This window comes from Dietzia psychralcaliphila (assembly GCF_003096095.1).
GTDB classification, from domain to species: Bacteria; Actinomycetota; Actinomycetes; order Mycobacteriales; family Mycobacteriaceae; genus Dietzia; species Dietzia psychralcaliphila.
On sequence record NZ_CP015453.1, the window covers coordinates 2,776,455 to 2,793,370 of the forward strand.

Below are 16,916 nucleotides of genomic sequence, written 5' to 3' on the forward strand. Positions count from 1 at the left end.
CGTGCGTTCCGGTCGCTGATCAGTCCTCGAACCGCACCCGGTGGTCGCTGGCGATCGAGACGCGGTTGAACGCGTTGATCAGCACGATGGACCACTCCAGGGCGGAGAGTTGGTCCTCGTCGAAGTGCTCGGCCGCGGCGGCGGTGGCGGCCTCGCGCTCGCCGACGCTGTCCAGGCGCGTGAGCGTCTCGGCCAGCCTCAGCGCGGCCCGCTCGGGCTCGCCGAACTCGTCGATGTCCCGCCACGCCGGCAGCAGGTCCAGGCGATCCTGCGGCACCCCGGCCTTCCGCGCGGCCGGGACGTGCGTGGCCAGGCAGGCAGCACAGCCGTTGAGCTGGGAGACCCGGATGTTGATCAGCTCGAGCAGCGTCTCCTCCAGCCCGGCCTCGGTGGACGCCTCCCGGGAGGCGACCGCGGTACGGACGAGCCGCTTGTAGACCTCGCGTTGGGCGCGGTCCAGCTGCGGGACACCCATATCAGGAGTTCCCGTCCCGCAACCAGGCGATGTCCGCCGGAGTCGGCAGCCGGTAGGCGCCCGCGAACTCCTCGCCCGACTTCTGCAGGAACGCCTTGACCATGGGGCACACGGGCACGATCATCACGCCCTCGGCGCGGGTGGCCTCGACGGCGCCGCGCACCAGCGCGGTGCCGATGCCGCGTCCGCCGAACCGCTCGTCGACCTCGGTGTGGTGGAAGATGCGCACCCCGTCGTGCTCACGGAAGTCGGCGTGGCCGGCCGCCTCGCCCGCGGCGTCGCGGATCTCGAACGCCTCCCGGTCCGGATCACGCTGCACGGTGACGGTGGCGCCGGCCTTGTCGGTGTACTCGGTCATCTGCCTCTTCCCCTCGTTCGGCCCGTGCCCTGTCAGCCAGTCCGTGCCCTGTCAGTCGGTCCGTGCCCTGTCAGCCGGTCTGTGCGCGTGCCGCCGGGTTCGCCCTCGGCCTGAGCACGCTGCCGGGAAGGGTGGGCGCGGGCAGGCGGGTGAGCCCGTCAGGGTTCCGCCCGATGTAGCCGTCGACCCGGCCGAAGCGGTCCGACCCGGCCTCCCACTCCTGCCGGTAGCGCACGATCTCGTCGTGGGTGCGGCCGATGAAGTTCCACCACATCACGATCTCCTCGCCGAACGGGGTGCCTCCGATCAGGATCATCCGCGCCGGTGTGGATCCCGTGTTGCTGATCGTCAGGGAGGATTCGCCGACACCCGTGTAACCCAGCTGGGTGGGTTCGACGGTCACGCCCTCGAGCGTGATGTCGCCGGCGTCCACCAGGAGACCGTGTTCGAATTCAGGATCCACGTCGACGGTCAGCCGGGCACCGGGGTCCAGGCGGAGTTCCGCGCCGAGGAGGGGGCTGTAGGTCGTGACGGACGACGACGAGCCCAGCAGCGACCCGATGAAGACCAGGGCGGATCCGCCCTCGTACTCCACCGCCTCGGGCACGTGGTGCTCGAACCCGCGGCCGCTGGTCTCGCGGTCCCTCTCGGGGAGCACCGTCCACAGCTGTACCCCGTGCAGCACGCCCGTGTCCTGGGTCGAGACCTCGGTGTGGCAGATGCCGGCTCCGGAGGTCATGAGGTTGACCTCGCCGGGCCGGACGACCGCGTGGTGGTCTCCGGAGTCGTGGTGGGTCACGTTGCCCTCGAAGAGCCAGCTGACGGTCTGGAGCCCGGTGTGCGGATGCGAGGGAACGTCCATCCCGCCGGTGGCCGAGACGTCGTCGGGCCCGTAGTGGTCGACGAAGCACCAGGCACCGATCAGCGAGCGCTGCCGCTGCGGGAGCGTCCGCTTGACCGTCATCGCGCGCGGCCCGCCGAGTGGGACGTCGCGCGAGGTGATGATCTCCACCGCGGCGCCCCCGGGTTCGGGCCCACCCGGCGCTCCACCCGCCTCGCATTCGATCTCCTCCGGGCGAGCGTCGAGGTTGCTCACGGCCGCACCTCCGCGTCGGCGGCACTGAGGGTGTCGGCCGCCTCGCGCCGCAGTTCGAGCCTCTTGGCGTTGATCTTGCCGCCCAGTGCCAGCGTGAGCGCCTTGTCCACCGCCGGGACCGGAAGGTGGTCCAGGAGCCTGCGTCCGAGGTCCCACTTCACGGCGTAGCGGTGGCGGGGCCGGGCTGTCGTGCCGGCGGTCCACACGGCCTCCGCCAGGACCCGGGGGTCGGTGGCCTTGTCGTCCTCCCCCGCCGCCATCTCCCCCATCACCGCGGCCATGGCGGCGAACGGTGAGCCCGGGAGCGTGGACTCCTGGAAGCGGCGCCGGATCGAGGCGGTCATCCCCGTGCGGAACGGGCCGGGTTGGATGAGCACCACGTCGAGGCCGAGGAACATGAGCTCGCGCCGGAGGGAGTCCCCGTAGGCCTCGATCGCGTGCTTGCTCATGGCGTAGGCGCCGTTCATCGGCATCCCGTGCTGGGGGCCGGTCTCCGAGCTGATGAGGACCACCCGGCCGCCACTCACGCGGAGCAGGTCGAACAGCGCGTGGACCGTCCGGACGGTCCCCATGATGTTGACGTCCAGTACCTGCTGGACCCGGTCGGGGTCGGTCTCGGCGAGCGGCCCGATCCCCAGGACACCGGCGAACGTGATCACCGCGTCCAGACGGCCGTGCTCCGTGCGGACCCGGTCGGCGAGTGCCCCGAGCGAGACGGAGTCGGTGACGTCGACCGCCACGGGCGTGATCCCCGGGCCGCCGGGGGGCGCGGTGAGGTCGGCGGCGACGACGTGCCAGCCGCGGTCCGAGTAGAGCGCGGCCGTGGCGGCCCCGAGGCCGCCCCCGGCCCCGGTGATGACGACGACGGGGGTGTCAGAGGCGGTGGCGGAGGTCATACCGCCGACGGTACCGGCGCAGGGGGCCCTCCGCGAGGGTCAACGGCTCGGGCTCTGGTTGTTCAGGCTCTGGTTGTTCAGGCGCCGACGGCCAGTCCGAGTTTGCCGGCCAGTCGATCGATGTAGGCCAGCACCTCCTCCTCGGACTTGTCCGGGGTCCCGTAGACGAGCTCGTGCACTCCCAGCTCGCGGTACATCTCGATCTTCTCGGGGATCGGCTTGCCGTCGAGCACCACGATGTACGGCTCCCCCTCGCGGCCGGCCTCCGCCCACAGCTCCCGCAGCTGCCGGATGCTGCCGGCGATGTCCTGGGAGATCGGGGTGGTCATCCAGCCGTCGGCGCTCCGGCAGATCCACTTGAAGTTCTTCTCGTTTCCCGCGGCGCCCACGAGGGTGCGGGGGCCGCCCTTCTGGACGGTCTTCGGCCAGGCCCAGCTGGGACCGAAGTCCACGAACTCCCCGTGGTACTCGGCCTCGTCCCGGCTCCACAGCTCCCGCATGGCCTCGAGGTACTCGCGCAGCATGGTGCGGCGCAGCTTGGGCGGCACGTTGTGATCCGCCATCTCGTCGAGGTTCCAGCCATAACCCACGCCGAGCACGGTGCGGCCGTCCGAGAGGTGGTCGACCGAGGCGATGGTCTTGGCCAGGGTGATGGGGTCGCTCTCGACCGGGATCGCGACGGCGGTGCCGAGTCGGATGGTCGTGGTGACCGCCGACACCGCGGCTAGCGCGACCCACGGGTCGAGCGTGCGGCTGTAGCGCTCGTCGGGCAGTTCCGCACCGCCGGTGCCGGGGTGCGCGGCCTCGCGCCGGATCGGGATGTGGGTGTGCTCGGGTACGTAGAACGCCGAGAACCCGGCGTTCTCCGCGGCCACGGCGGCCGTGGTCGGCCGGATCCCCCGATCGCTGGTGAACAGGGTGAGTCCGAATTCCATGGGCGCTCCTCGTGCGGTCGGGGCCGCCGTCCGACACCTGACCAGACAGGTGTCCAGCGGCAGTTCCCGACAGACTAGCGCACGGCGGCCGGGATGGGCGGGCACTCCTCGCCCGGGGCACAGTCGGCCGGATCGCCCGGAGTGTGGTGCAGCCGCTGCATCGTGTGGTCCGAGACGTAGCGGAAGATCTCGTTGCCCGGCGTGGTGCGGGACAGCGCGTCCGCAGCCAGCAGCATGACGGCCCCGGTCCACGTGCTCAGTTCCACGGGCCAGCGCTTGCCGTCCGCGAACACCAGGCCGGTCCAGTAGGAGCCGTCGGCGTCCCGCAGGTGCTGCATGTTGGAGAACTGCTCGAGCGCCTGCTCGTGCCGTCCCGCCGCCTCGAGGGCCAACACGAGCTCGCACGTCTCGGCTCCGGTCACCCAGGGACGGTGGTCCACGCACCGGATACCCAGGCCGTCGACCACGAATCGGTCCCAGAGGGAGTCCAGCCTGTCCTGTGCCTGCTCCCCCACCATCACGCCGCCGAGAACCGGGTAGTACCAGTCCATGGAGAACTCGGCCTTGGGCGTGAACAGCTCGGGGTGTGCCCGCAGGGCGTGACCGAGGGAGTCGGCCGCGGCGTCCCAGTCCGGGGCGGTCCCCCCGAGCTCCTCGGCGATCGCCACGCCACACCGGAGCGCGTGGTGGACGCTGGAGGAGCCGGTGATGAGGGCCTCCTCGCAGAAGCCCTCCTCGCCGGCTCCCCACCACATCTGCCCCTCCGGGCCCCGGAAGGTCAGGACCAGATCGAGGGCCCTGCGCACCGTCGGCCACATGGATTCCAGGAATCCGGGTTGCGCGGTCACCAGATGGTGGTGCCACACCCCGACCGCGATGTAGGCGCAGAAGTTGGAGTCGGTGTCCCCGTCCACGATCACACCGTCCTGCCACCTCACCGGCCAGGAACCGTCGCCGCGCTGGGTGTCGCGCAGGAAGCCGTATGCCTTCTCCGCGGCCTCCCACTGGCCGGCCACCGACAGGCCCATGGCCGACTCGACGTGGTCCCACGGGTCGGTGTGGCCGCCCGTGAACCACGGGATCTCCCCGTTCGGACGCTGCACGGAAGCGATCCACTCACCGGTGGCGCGCACCGCGTCGGCGTCGAGAACCCCCGGGACGCTGGGGACGGGGCGGGACCGGTCTGCTCCGGTGTTGGTGGTGACCACTGACGATCAGGCCTCCGCGGGCTTGCGTAGGTAGAAGACGATGGACTTGCCCATCACCGGGTTGAGCAGCTTCTCCGCGGTCCTGGTGACCCAGGGACCCTTCATCAGGTCCCAGACCAGGAGCTGGTGGTAGGCCTTCGGCAGCGGGTGGTCGTCGTTCTCGGTCCCCACGGCGCACTTGAGCCACCAGTAGGGGGCGTGCAGCGCGTGCGCGAAACCGGTGCCGGTGACCTCCAGGCCGGCGGCGCGGAGTTTGAAGCCCAGCTCCTCGGCCGTGTAGATGCGACAGTGGCCGCCCGGGTTGGAGTGGTAGGCGTCCGAGAGCTTCCAGCACAGCTTCTCCGGCCATTCGCGCGGGACGGTCACCGCGGCGACCCCACCCGGCTTGAGGATCCGCACCAGCTCCGCGATCGCCTTGGTGTCCTCCGGGACGTGCTCGAGCACCTCCGAGATGAGCACCAGGTCGAAGGTGCCGTCCTCGTAGGGCATGTTGAGTGCGTCTCCGGTCACCGCCTCGCCCCTGGATTCCGGCAGGCCCTCGCCCTCTGCCTCCATCGCGGCGAGCATCTCGGTCACCTGACGCATCTCGTCGGCGTTCTGGTCGAACGCCGTGACATCGGCTCCACGCCTGTAGAGCTCGAAGGTGTGCCTACCGAGGCCGGCTCCCACATCGATGGCTCGCATGCCGGGGGTGACCCCCAGACGATTGAAGTCAGCGGTCAGCATGCGGCGTCCTCCTGCTCACGGATGTCGTACTCGCCGGAACCCGGGAGCACCTCGGGCACGTCGTCGGTGACGTGCTCGTCAATCTCTGTCTGATCCGGTCCGATGACCGGACCGGCGGTCAGGTCCGGGAGCGCCTCGCCCCGGACCCTGGCGATCGCCGTCTCGTAGACCTCGACGGTCCTCCTGGCCACGGCCGCCCAGCTGTAGCGCTCCATGACGCGGGCCCTGCCGCCGGTGGCCAGTCGCCGTCGCTCGTCCGGATCGGCCAGCAGGGCACTGATCTGCCGGGCGAGCTCGTCCACGTGGCCGGGTTCGACCAGTCGGGCGGCGGAATCATCGGTGCCCACGACCTCCGGCAGCGCGCCCGCACGGCTGGCGACCAGCGCGCACCCGCTGGACATGGCCTCGACGGCGGGGAGCGAGAAGCCCTCGTACATGCTCGGCACGACCGAGATCTCGGCGGTGCCCACGAGCTCGGCCAGCTCGTCGTCGTCGACCCCCGACACCAGGTCCACCGCATCGCGCAACCCCAGGGAGTCCAGCAGCTTGGCGGCCTCGCCCTTGCGCTTGAGCTTGGAGATCAACGTGAGCCGCACACCGGGGTGCTCCTCACGGACCTTCGCCAGCGCCCGCAGCAGGATCGGTACGCCCTTGAGCGGCTGGTCGGCGCTCGCCACACAGACGAGTCGTCCGGGCTCGCGCTCGCGGCGGTCGTGGAAGCGGTCGGTGTCCACCCCCAGCGGGATCGTCACGATCCGGTCCGGGTCCACCCCGAAGTCCGAGGCGATGTCCTCTGCCGAGTTGCTGGAGACCGTGATGATCTCCTCCAGCTTCCTGGACACCCTGATCTGCATGCCGAGGAAACCGAACCAGCGCCACGTGGTGATCTTCTTCCGCCAGGGCGCCTCCTTCATGGCCAGGTCGCGGTCCCGGGTGATCGGGTGGTGCACCGTGGCGACCACCGGGAACCCGGCCTCCTCGAGTGTCAGCAGGCCGCTGCCGAGGCACTGGTTGTCGTGCACCACGTCGAAGTCGGCGAGCCGGGGCGTGAGCGCCCGCGCCGCGCGCAGGCTGAAGGTCCGCGGCTCCGGGAAGCCGGCGGTCCACATGGTGAACACCTCGAGGAGGTCGATCCTGTCGCGGATCTCGGAGGGGCGCGGAGTGCGGAACGGGTTCGCGTCGTTGTACAGGTCCAGGCTCGGGACCCTGGTGAGCGTGGGTCCCGGGTCGAGCTCCGGGTACGGCTGACCGGAGAACACCTCGACGGTGTGTCCCAGTGCGGCCAACTCGCGGCTCAGGTGTCGGACATAGACGCCCTGTCCGCCGCCGTGTGGCTTGCTCCTGTACGAGAGCAGTGCGATCCGCACTTCTCGATCGCCCCCTTCCGGTCATCCGGCCCCGGTCCGCCGCGAGGACCGCGGCGGCTCAGGGCACATCGAGCAAGTCTAGAACACGTTCGCGTCCAGCGACGACGCGGCCGGGCGAACGCACCGGACCCCCGGCGCGCGAGGCGCTCGGGGGTCCGGTGTTCGCTCGAGTCGGTCGGTGACCGACCCGTCGGGTCAGGTCAGTAACCCAGGTCGTCCAGCCGGACCGACGCGCCGGTGGCGTCGCCGAAGCCGTCCTCGGGACCGTAGAAACCGTCGCCGTAGTCCGGGATGGAGTAGGCGGCCGCGCGGGCCTCCTCGGTGGGCTCGACCGTCGAGTTCCGGTAGCGGTTGATACCGGTACCCGCCGGGATGAGCTTACCGATGATGACGTTCTCCTTGAGGCCCACGAGCTTGTCCGAGCGCCGGTTGATGGCGGCGTCGGTGAGCACGCGGGTGGTCTCCTGGAAGGAGGCCGCCGAGAGCCACGAGTCCGTGGCCAGCGAGGCCTTGGTGATGCCCATGAGGACCGGGCGCGCCGAGGCCGGTGAACCGCCCTCGGTGAGGACGCGACGGTTCTCCGCGGTGAGCTCCGCGCGCTCGACCAGGGCACCGGGCAGGAACTCGGTGCTGTTGGACTCGTTGATCGCGACCCGACGCATCATCTGGCGGACGATGACCTCGAGGTGCTTGTCGTGGATCGACACACCCTGCGCACGGTAGACCTTCTGCACCTCGTCGACGAGGAACTTCTGGACACCGTTGGGGCCGAGGATGGCCAGCACCTCGTGCGGATCGGCCGGACCCTCGAGGAGGGCCTGACCGCGCTCCAGATGGTCGCCGTCGACGATCGGACGGGACGAACCGTCCTCGAGGATGACGTGGGCGAGACCCTGACGCTTGGACAGCTTCTCGTACACGATCTCTTCCGCGCCGTTGTCCGGCACGATCGTGATGGTGTAGAAACGCTCCTCCTCCTCGAGACGGATCCGGCCCGCCTCCTCGGCGATCGGGGCCTTGCCCTTGGGCACGCGGGCCTCGAAGAGCTCCTGCACTCGCGGCAGACCACCGGTGATGTCGTCACCGACGCCACCCTGGTGGAACGTACGCATGGTCAACTGCGTACCCGGCTCGCCGATGGACTGGGCGGCGACGATGCCCACGGCCTCGCCGATGTCGACCAGCAGACCGGTGGCCATGGAACGGCCGTAGCAGGTCGCGCAGACTCCCGTGCCCGTGGTGCAGGTCAGGACCGAACGGACCTTGACCTTCTCGATGCCGGCGGCGATGAGCGCCTCGATGTTCGGGTCACCGAGGTCGGTGCCGGCGGCGACGATGACCGCACCGGAGGCGTCGACCGCGTCCTCTGCCAGGGTCCGCGCGAACGTCGAGGTCTCGACGTGCTCGTCGCGGTCCAGGGCACCCGTCTCGACGCCGTGGACGTCCACGTCACGGCGGGCGATGGTCGTCTCGACACCCTTGCTGGTGCCACAGTCCGTCTCGCGGACGATGACGTCCTGAGAGACGTCGACGAGGCGACGCGTGAGGTAGCCCGAGTCGGCCGTACGGAGCGCGGTGTCGGCCAGACCCTTACGCGCACCGTGCGTGTTCATGAAGTACTCGAGCACCGTCAGGCCCTCGCGGAACGAGGACTTGATGGGCTGCGGGATGAACTCGCCGTTCGGACGCGTCACCAGGCCCTTCATGCCCGCGAGCGCACGGATCTGGGTCATGTTGCCCGCCGCACCCGACTTGACGATCGTCGGGATCGGGTTGGAGTCCGGGTAGTTGGCCTCCATGGCCTGACCGATCTCGTCGGTGGCCTCCTGCCAGAGCTTGACCAGGTCGCTCTTGCGCTCCTCGTCGGTGATCTTGCCCAGGCTGAACTGCGACTCCAGGCGCGCGGCCTTGGCGTCGTATCCCGCCAGGATCTCCTTCTTTGCCGGCGGCACCAGCACGTCGGACATCGCGATGGTCACGCCCGAGCGGGTGGCCCAGTAGAAACCGGTGTCCTTGAGCTTGTCCACCGTCTGCGCCACGACGATCATCGGGTAGCGCTCGGCCAGGTCGTTGATGATGACGGCCTGACGCTTCTTCGGCATCTGCTCGTTGACGAACGGGTAGTCCGCCGGGAGCAGCTCGTTGAACATGACGCGGCCCAGCGTGGTCTCCGCGATCCACTCCTGGCCGGGGGTCCAGCCCTCGGGGAACCGCTCCGCCTCGATCTCGGCGGGGGGACGCTGCTGCGCCATCCGCACCTGGATCGGCGCGTGGATGTCCAGCACCTTCAGATCGACGGCCATGATGGCCTCCGACGGGTTCGAGTACACGCCGGTGGCCGGCGCGTCCTCGGCCGCCGGGACGTAGGCGCCCGTGCCGTCCTCGTCGAGACGGGTCAGGTAGTACAGACCCGTCACCATGTCCAGACGCGGCATGGCGAGCGGACGACCCGACGCCGGCGACAGGATGTTGTTCGAGGCGAGCATGAGGATGCGGGCCTCGGCCTGCGCCTCCGCGGACAGCGGGAGGTGCACGGCCATCTGGTCACCGTCGAAGTCGGCGTTGAACGCCTCACACACCAGCGGGTGCAGCTGGATGGCCTTGCCCTCGACGAGCTGCGGCTCGAAGGCCTGGATGCCGAGGCGGTGCAGCGTGGGCGCACGGTTGAGCATCACCGGGTGCTCGGCGATGACCTCTTCGAGCACGTCCCACACCTGGTCGCGCTGACGCTCGACCATCCGCTTGGCGGACTTGATGTTCTGGGCGTGGTTGAGGTCCACCAGGCGCTTCATGACGAACGGCTTGAACAGCTCGAGCGCCATCAGCTTGGGCAGACCACACTGATGCAGCTGTAGCTGCGGGCCCACGACGATCACGGAACGGCCCGAGTAGTCGACGCGCTTGCCGAGCAGGTTCTGACGGAACCGACCCTGCTTGCCCTTGAGCAGGTCCGAGAGCGACTTGAGCGGGCGGTTGCCCGGCCCCGTGACGGGCCGGCCACGACGGCCGTTGTCGAACAGCGCGTCAACGGACTCCTGCAGCATCCGCTTCTCGTTGTTGACGATGATCTCGGGGGCACCGAGATCCATCAGTCGCTTGAGGCGGTTGTTGCGGTTGATCACACGACGGTAGAGGTCGTTGAGGTCCGAGGTGGCGAAGCGCCCACCGTCGAGCTGCACCATCGGGCGCAGCTCCGGGGGGATCACCGGGACGGCCCCGAGCACCATCGCGGCCGGGTGGTTGCCCGACCGCAGGAACGCGGAGACCACCTTGAGGCGCTTGAGGGCGCGGATCTTCTTCTGACCCTTGCCGTTGCGGATGATGTCGCGGAGGTTCTCGGCCTCGGCGGCGAGGTCGAAGTTCTCCAGCAGCGACTGGATCGCCTCGGCACCCATGCCGCCCTCGAAGTACTCGCCGAAGCGGTCCTCGAGCTCGCGGTAGATGCCCTCGTCGACGATGATCTGGTTGATCTCGAGCTTGGTGAAAGTGGTCCAGATCTCCTCGAGGCGGTCCAGCTCACGCTGGGCCGACTCGCGGATCTTCTTCATCTCCTTCTCGCCGCCGTCCTTGACCTTGCGGCGCTGGTCGGCCTTGGCACCCTCGGCCTCCAGCTCGGCCAGGTCGGCCTCGAGCTTCTTGGCGCGTGCCTCGATGTCCGAGTCCCGCTCGTCCTCCACGATCTTCCGCTCCTCGAGGATCTGTGCCTCGAGGGTGCTGAGCTCGTTGTGGCGCAGGTCCTTGTCCACGCCGGTGATGACGTAGGCCGCGAAGTAGATGATCTTGTCGAGGTCCTTGGGCGCGAGGTCCAGCAGGTAGCCGAGTCGCGACGGGACGCCCTTGAAGTACCAGATGTGCGTGACGGGCGCGGCCAGCTCGATGTGGCCCATCCGCTCACGACGCACCTTGGCACGGGTCACCTCGACGCCGCAGCGCTCACAGATGATGCCCTTGAAGCGCACACGCTTGTACTTGCCGCAGTAGCACTCCCAGTCCCGGGTGGGGCCGAAGATCTTCTCGCAGAACAGGCCCTCCTTCTCCGGCTTGAGGGTGCGGTAGTTGATGGTCTCCGGCTTCTTGACCTCACCGTAGGACCAGTTACGGATGTTCTCCGCTGTCGCGAGACTGATGACCAGCTCGTCGAAGTAGTTGACGTCCTGCACGTAGGCGTCCTTTCCCGTATGGGATGGTGGCGGGCCCCTCGCGGGGTGGGGCCGGTATGGGGCCCGCCGTGGTGGAACTGAATATTCGGGGTGCGGGGCGCCGGTGGTGCACGCCCCCGGCGCCTACTGCGCCAACTCGTCTGCCGCTGAGGACTCGTCCCTGGAGAGGTTGATCCCCAGGTTCGCAGCGGTGCGGTCGAGGTCGTCGTCCTCGGCGCCCTCGCCCAGCGAGACCGCCTGGCCGTCGCTGGAGAGCACCTCGACGTTGAGGCACAGCGACTGGAGCTCCTTGAGCAGGACCTTGAACGACTCCGGGATTCCGGGCTCCGGGATGTTCTCGCCCTTGACGATCGCCTCGTACACCTTCACGCGGCCCACGACGTCGTCGGACTTGATGGTGAGCAGCTCCTGCAGCGTGTACGCCGCACCGTAGGCCTGCATCGCCCAGCACTCCATCTCACCGAAGCGCTGGCCACCGAACTGGGCCTTACCGCCGAGCGGCTGCTGGGTGATCATCGAGTACGGACCCGTGGAACGGGCGTGGATCTTGTCGTCCACCAGGTGGTGCAGCTTGAGGATGTACATGTAGCCCACGGAGACCGGGTACGGGAACGGCTCGCCCGAACGACCGTCGATCAGGGTCGCCTTGCCGTCGGCCTCGACCATCCGCTCGCCGTCACGGTTCGGGAGGGTGCAGCCGAGCAGGCCGGTGATCTCCGTGTCCGCCGCACCGTCGAAGACGGGGGTGGCCGTGTTGGTGCCGGCCTCGACGCTGTAGATCTCCTCCGGCAGCTTGGTCGCCCACTCGGGGAGGGAACCGTCCGCCTCGCGGGGCACCTCCCAGCCCGCCTTGGCCAACCAGCCGAGGTGGGTCTCCATGATCTGACCGATGTTCATACGACGCGGGACGCCGTGCGTGTTGAGGATGATGTCCACGGGCGTGCCGTCGGGCATGAACGGCATGTCCTCGGCGGGGAGGATCTTGCCGATGACGCCCTTGTTGCCGTGCCGGCCGGCGAGCTTGTCGCCGTCCTGGATCTTGCGCTTCTGCGCCACGTACACACGGACCAGCTCGTTGACGCCGGGGGGCAGGTCGTCGTCGTCGTCACGTGAGAACACGCGGACGCCGATCACCTTCCCGGACTCACCGTGGGGCACCTTCAGCGAGGTGTCGCGCACCTCGCGCGCCTTCTCACCGAAGATGGCGCGCAGCAGGCGCTCCTCCGGGGTGAGCTCGGTCTCGCCCTTGGGCGTGACCTTGCCGACCAGCACGTCGCCGTCACGGACCTCGGCGCCGATACGCACGATGCCGCGGTCGTCCAGATCCGCGAGGACCTCGTCGGAGACGTTGGGGATGTCGCGCGTGATCTCCTCGGCACCCAGCTTGGTGTCGCGGGCGTCGATCTCGTGCTCCTCGATGTGGATGGACGTGAGCACGTCCTCCTCCACCAGGCGCTGCGAGAGGATGATGGCGTCCTCGTAGTTGTGGCCCTCCCACGGCATGATCGCCACGAGGAGGTTCTTGCCGAGCGCCATCTCACCGTTCTCGGTGCAGGGTCCGTCGGCGAGGACCTGGCCGGCCTCGACGCGGTCGCCCTCGTCCACGATCGGCTTCTGGTTGGAACACGTGCCCTGGTTGGACCGGGCGAACTTGGCCAGGCGGTAGGTCTGGCGGCCACCGTCGTCGTCCATCACGGTGATGAAGTCGGCCGAGACCTCCTCCACCATGCCCGCGCTGGTGTTGACGACGACGTCGCCCGCGTCCACGGCCGCGCGCAGCTCCATACCGGTGCCGACGAGCGGCGCCTCGGAACGCACGAGCGGGACCGACTGGCGCTGCATGTTCGCACCCATCAGGGCACGGTTGGCGTCGTCGTGCTCGAGGAACGGGATCATCGCGGTGGCCACGGAGACCATCTGGCGCGGTGAGACGTCCATGTAGTCGACGTCCGTACCCGCGACGACCTCGACGTCACCGTGCTTCTTGCGCACGAGGACGCGATCCTCGACGAACTTGCCGTCCGCGTCGATCTCCGAGTTGGCCTGCGCCACGACGTGGCGGTCCTCCTCGTCGGCGGTCAGGTAGTCCACCTGGTCGGTGACGGAACCGTCGATGACCCGGCGGTACGGCGTCTCGATGAATCCGAACGGGTTGACCCGGGCGTAGACCGAGAGTGAACCGATGAGACCGATGTTCGGACCCTCGGGGGTCTCGATCGGGCACATGCGGCCGTAGTGCGAGGCGTGCACGTCGCGCACCTCGAGGCCGGCGCGCTCACGGGAGAGGCCACCGGGGCCCAGCGCCGACAGGCGACGCTTGTGGGTCAGACCGGACAGCGGGTTGTTCTGGTCCATGAACTGCGACATCTGGGAGGTTCCGAAGAACTCCTTGAGCGCGGCGGTGATGGGCCGGATGTTGATCAGCGACTGCGGGGTGATCGCCTCGGAGTCCTGAGTGGTCATGCGCTCGCGCACGACGCGCTCCATCCGGGACAGGCCCACGCGGACCTGGTTCTGGATGAGCTCGCCGACGGTACGCAGACGACGGTTGCCGAAGTGGTCGATGTCGTCGACGTCGACCGGCACCTCGCGCCCGCCCTCGACCTGCATCGAGTTCTCGCCCGCGTGGAGTCGCACGAGGTACTCGATGGTGGCGGCGATGTCCTCACGCGTGAGCGTGGTGGTGGAGTCGCCCTCGGGATCCGGCAGACCTAGCTTGCGGTTGACCTTGTAGCGGCCGACTCGCGCCAGGTCGTAACGCTTCTCCTTGAAGAACAGGTTCTCCAGGAGGGCCTCGGCGGACTCGCGGGTGGGCGGCTCGCCCGGACGCAGCTTGCGGTAGATCTCGAGCAGGGCCTGATCCGTGTCCTCGACCGTGTCCTTCTCGAGCGTGGACATCATGATCTCGGAGAAGCCGTAACGCTCCTTGATCTCGGTGGTGGTCCACCCGAGAGCCTTGAGCAGCACGGTCACCGACTGGCGCCGCTTGCGGTCGATACGCACACCCACGGTGTCGCGTTTGTCCACGTCGAACTCGAGCCACGCACCACGCGAGGGGATGACCTTGACGGAGTGGACGTCGCGCTCCGTGGACTTGTCGCGGTTCCGGTCGAAGTACACGCCCGGGGAGCGGACGAGCTGCGAGACGACGACGCGCTCGGTGCCGTTGATGATGAACGTGCCCTTGTCCGTCATCATCGGGAAATCACCCATGAAGACGGTCTGAGACTTGATCTCACCCGTCTCGGTGTTCTCGAACTCGGCGGTGACGAACAGGGGCGCCTCGTACGTGCGGTCCTTCTCGCGGCAGTCCTCCATGGAGGCCTTGACCTCTTCGAAGTACGAATCCGAGAACGAGAGCGACATGGATCCGGAGAAGTCCTCGATCGGGGAGATCTCCCTGAGGATCGACTCCAGGCCTCCCTCGAGGTTTGTGACGCCGCGTGATGCGGCCCTCTTCTGCCACTCCTCCGACCCGATGAACCACTCGAACGACTCCGTCTGGAGGTCGAGCAGTCCCGGGACCGGCAACGGCTCGGAGAGTTTCGCGAACGAGACTCTCCGGGGCGCACCGGGAACGGTGGAAACTGACTTGGTCTGGCGGGAGACTGCCAAGATGGGTCCTTCCAGCACCTCACGTGATCACCACGGGCGGTGACCACAGATGTATCTGCGAGCGGTCCGCCGACGGGTATCCACCCACGCCCGAACCGATCGAGGACTCGGAAAGCACCCGGTGAGACCGGGGACGAGCCGTCACGGACGGACGAGAGTGCAAATAGCAGCCAGCGCAACGACCTAATCTAGCGGATAGCGGCGCGGAAGTCCAGCCGTCCACGGGAGTGATCCCGGAGGCTGTTCGCGGGCGGGTGCGTCGTCCGTCCCTGCGCTGGTTGCCCTCGTGGCTCTCGCCTCATCGGCTCCCGGTCGGGACGTCGCACCGGCGGGCGTTCTGATCGCCCGATGCCCCTAAAGGGTGACGGGTCAGAGGCCGTTCGTCAAGGATCCGGCGCGGTCCGGCCCGGGATCGACCCTCCGCCGACCCGTCAGGAGGGCAGGTCGGGGATCCGGGACAGCTTCCAGACGCCGTCGATCCTGTCCAGGCCGACCAGGTAGGTGCCGCTGGTGCTGCCGGCCGCGACGCCGTCACGGGTCATCGACACGTCCTGCACGAGCAGCACTTCGGCCTTGTCCCCATCGAGGTAGGACAGACCCGCCTCACGGACCTGCGCCTCGACGGCGGTGGCAGACTGCTCGTAGCTGTCGCGGAGCGCGGGCCAGTTCTCGTCCAGCTCTGTCACGAGTGCCGGCGTGAGGAACTCCCCCAGCGAGTCGTGGTACTCGTCGAGCGTCTCGTGGTCGATGGCGACCAGTCGCTGGACGTTGGTGCTCGCCGCGGTCAGGACCGCGTCGGTGGCGGCCTGATCGACGAACGCCTGGTTGTCCACGTCCACGCCGGGTCCGGTGGCCAGGAACGCACCCGTGGCTCCCGCCACCAGTCCCACCGCGAGTGCCGCGTACGCGAGCGACCGGCCCCGGGGTAGCCCGGCGCCCGACGTCGTCCCGGCACCGTCGGCGCCCCCTGTATCGGTGGCGGTCCCGGCACCGTCGGTGGCGGTCACTGTGTCGGTGGCGGTCACTGTGTCGGTGGCGGTCACTGTGTCGGTGGCGGTCACTGTGTCGGTGGCGGTCACTGTGTCGGTGGCGGTCACTGTGTCGGTGGCGGTCGCTGTGTCGCTGGCGGTCCCGGCACCGTCGGTGGTCCCCGTGTCGGTGGTCCCCGTGTCGGCGATGTCGTCGTCGTCACGGGTCTCGTCCGCCCGGGAACCGACCTCGGACCTGGCCGATCCTGCGTGACCGGCCAGCCGTCGGCGAGCGGGCTGGACGACAGGCTTCTGGGTCCTCTTAATGGGTGGCATCAGTTATTCAGCGTCCTTATTCATCGGCCGGCGGAGGTGGTCGGCGCGGTGGTCGACTCCTCCTGCGTGTCGGAGTCCTCGGAGCCGGCGTCGGCGTCGGCGTCGGCGGAATTGGTGTCCGTGTTCCCGTCACCATCCTGGGCCCCCGGCGCCTCCAGCTCCTGCACGGACTGACTCGAGGTCCCGACCGGCACCGTCACGCCCACCTGGTTGACCGCGTCGGCCTTCCACGTGCCGTCCTCCCGGATGAGGTCCACGCGCATCGCCTGCCGACCCGTGATGTCGTCCTGGCCCTCCCGCTCGGAGTGGGCGGTGAAGACCACCAGCACCGCCGCATCGCCCGCTTCGAGGTCGAGGACCTCGACAGCGGCCTGGGAGACGGTCGCCGTGGTGACCGCCTTCTGCTCCACGACACGGGTGCGGACATCGTCCGCCCACTGCTCCTGCTCCACGAGGAAGTCACCCGTCGAGGCATCGGCGAGCTGCTGCAACGATTCGTCCACGTTGCGGTGATCGAAGCTGAACGCGTTGATGATCACCTGCGACGCCACCTCGGAGACGGCCTCCCGCTCGGTCGCGACCTCGTGGGCGGATCGCGCTTCGGCGTAACGCCAGCCGAACACGCCCAGCACCGCGAGACCGGCCACCAGCACGACGATCGAGAGGACCGCCAGCCACCTCGGGACGGCCCGGTTCCCCTCGGTGCCGGCGCCCTCGGAGCCGTCCCCCGCTGCGCGGCCGCCGCCCCTGATCTTGCCCTGCGAACTCATGGCGGC

12 protein-coding genes are annotated in these 16,916 nt (G+C 68.8%); all 12 read right to left on the reverse strand.

Annotated features, from left to right (window positions below; all coding sequences use genetic code 11):
* Positions 1-19: 19 nt before the first annotated feature.
* Positions 20-475, reverse strand: coding sequence for a carboxymuconolactone decarboxylase family protein (locus A6048_RS12780; RefSeq protein ID WP_107746205.1), 456 nt, complete (start codon positions 473-475; stop codon positions 20-22).
* Position 476: 1 nt separating this feature from the next.
* On the reverse strand, positions 477-833 hold the full coding sequence (locus A6048_RS12785; RefSeq protein ID WP_107746203.1) for a GNAT family N-acetyltransferase: 357 nt from the start codon (positions 831-833) through the stop codon (positions 477-479).
* A gap of 70 nt (positions 834-903) precedes the next feature.
* On the reverse strand, positions 904-1,929 hold the full coding sequence (locus A6048_RS12790; protein ID WP_107746201.1) for a pirin family protein: 1,026 nt from the start codon (positions 1,927-1,929) through the stop codon (positions 904-906).
* Positions 1,926-2,825 (reverse strand): SDR family NAD(P)-dependent oxidoreductase, encoded by a 900-nt coding sequence (locus A6048_RS12795; RefSeq protein ID WP_107746199.1) that lies wholly within the window; start codon positions 2,823-2,825, stop codon positions 1,926-1,928. The genes A6048_RS12790 and A6048_RS12795 overlap by 4 nt, the downstream gene beginning before the upstream one ends.
* 77 nt (positions 2,826-2,902) lie before the next feature.
* A complete protein-coding gene (locus A6048_RS12800; RefSeq protein WP_107746197.1) occupies positions 2,903-3,760 on the reverse strand; it encodes an LLM class F420-dependent oxidoreductase in 858 nt (285 codons plus the stop codon).
* Positions 3,761-3,834: 74 nt separating this feature from the next.
* A complete protein-coding gene (locus A6048_RS12805) occupies positions 3,835-4,968 on the reverse strand; it encodes a prenyltransferase (RefSeq protein WP_107746195.1) in 1,134 nt (377 codons plus the stop codon).
* Between the two features lie 6 nt (positions 4,969-4,974).
* A complete protein-coding gene (locus tag A6048_RS12810) occupies positions 4,975-5,694 on the reverse strand; it encodes a class I SAM-dependent methyltransferase (RefSeq protein ID WP_107746193.1) in 720 nt (239 codons plus the stop codon).
* Positions 5,688-7,061, reverse strand: a complete 1,374-nt coding sequence (locus tag A6048_RS12815; protein ID WP_107746191.1) for a glycosyltransferase family 4 protein — start codon at positions 7,059-7,061, stop codon at positions 5,688-5,690. The genes A6048_RS12810 and A6048_RS12815 overlap by 7 nt, the downstream gene beginning before the upstream one ends.
* 200 nt (positions 7,062-7,261) lie before the next feature.
* Positions 7,262-11,221 carry a DNA-directed RNA polymerase subunit beta' gene (locus A6048_RS12820; protein WP_107746189.1) on the reverse strand — a complete coding sequence of 1,320 codons (3,960 nt, stop codon included), beginning with the start codon at positions 11,219-11,221 and terminating at the stop codon, positions 7,262-7,264.
* Between the two features lie 123 nt (positions 11,222-11,344).
* Positions 11,345-14,854: a DNA-directed RNA polymerase subunit beta gene (rpoB, locus tag A6048_RS12825; protein ID WP_107746187.1), complete on the reverse strand. Its 3,510-nt coding sequence runs from the start codon at positions 14,852-14,854 to the stop codon at positions 11,345-11,347.
* Between the two features lie 413 nt (positions 14,855-15,267).
* Positions 15,268-16,140, reverse strand: coding sequence for a hypothetical protein (locus tag A6048_RS18695; protein WP_244911008.1), 873 nt, complete (start codon positions 16,138-16,140; stop codon positions 15,268-15,270).
* 20 nt (positions 16,141-16,160) lie between these two features.
* Positions 16,161-16,910 (reverse strand): hypothetical protein, encoded by a 750-nt coding sequence (locus tag A6048_RS12835; RefSeq protein ID WP_235027428.1) that lies wholly within the window; start codon positions 16,908-16,910, stop codon positions 16,161-16,163.
* Positions 16,911-16,916: the final 6 nt, after the last annotated feature.

Bases quoted from the DNA above. Each gene is read 5' to 3' on its own strand.
- A6048_RS12780 (WP_107746205.1), bottom strand. From the start codon at position 475: ATGGGTGTCCCGCAGCTGGACCGCGCCCAACGCGAGGTCTACAAGCGG.
- A6048_RS12785 (WP_107746203.1), bottom strand. From the start codon at position 833: ATGACCGAGTACACCGACAAGGCCGGCGCCACCGTCACCGTGCAGCGT.
- A6048_RS12795 (WP_107746199.1), bottom strand. From the start codon at position 2,825: ATGACCTCCGCCACCGCCTCTGACACCCCCGTCGTCGTCATCACCGGG.
- A6048_RS12800 (WP_107746197.1), bottom strand. From the start codon at position 3,760: ATGGAATTCGGACTCACCCTGTTCACCAGCGATCGGGGGATCCGGCCG.
- A6048_RS12810 (WP_107746193.1), bottom strand. From the start codon at position 5,694: ATGCTGACCGCTGACTTCAATCGTCTGGGGGTCACCCCCGGCATGCGA.
- A6048_RS18695 (WP_244911008.1), bottom strand. From the start codon at position 16,140: ATGCCACCCATTAAGAGGACCCAGAAGCCTGTCGTCCAGCCCGCTCGC.
- A6048_RS12835 (WP_235027428.1), bottom strand. From the start codon at position 16,910: ATGAGTTCGCAGGGCAAGATCAGGGGCGGCGGCCGCGCAGCGGGGGAC.